The organism is Lactobacillus sp. UMNPBX19 (assembly GCF_002553805.1).
Taxonomy (GTDB): Bacteria; Bacillota; Bacilli; order Lactobacillales; family Lactobacillaceae; genus Lactobacillus.
The window spans coordinates 1-488 of the sequence record NZ_PCYR01000099.1; the positions used below are offsets into that span (position 1 = coordinate 1).

Genomic DNA, 488 nt, shown 5'->3' on the forward strand with positions numbered 1-488 from the left:
GAGCAAATGCGTAGCTATATGGATGAATTACCGTGTCAAGCATGTCATGGCTATCGGTTAAATGAGGGCGCATTGTCTGTGAAAATTGGTGGTCAAAATATTGGTCAGATTTCTGAACAATCAGTAGACCATGAACTATCATTTTTTGAACAATTGTCATTTGGACAACAGGATCAAGAAGTTGCAGCACCAATTGTTAAGGAGATTAAAGATCGATTACGTTTCTTGAAAAACGTTGGGCTAGAATATTTGACGTTGTCACGTTCAGCTCGAACTTTGTCAGGTGGTGAAGCACAACGAATTCGTTTAGCAACACAAATCGGATCAAATTTGTCTGGTGTTATGTATGTTCTTGATGAACCATCAATTGGATTACATCAGCGCGATAATGATCGCTTGATTCATTCGTTGCATCAAATGCGTGACTTAGGCAATACATTGATTGTGGTCGAACATGATGAAGATACCATGCGTGCAGCTGATTACAT

Annotated in this window: 1 pseudogene; it reads left to right on the forward strand. The window is 39.3% G+C overall.

Features of this window, described 5'->3' with window-relative positions:
- A pseudogene (locus CP370_RS09255) lies at positions 1-488 on the forward strand (ATP-binding cassette domain-containing protein); the annotation flags it as partial.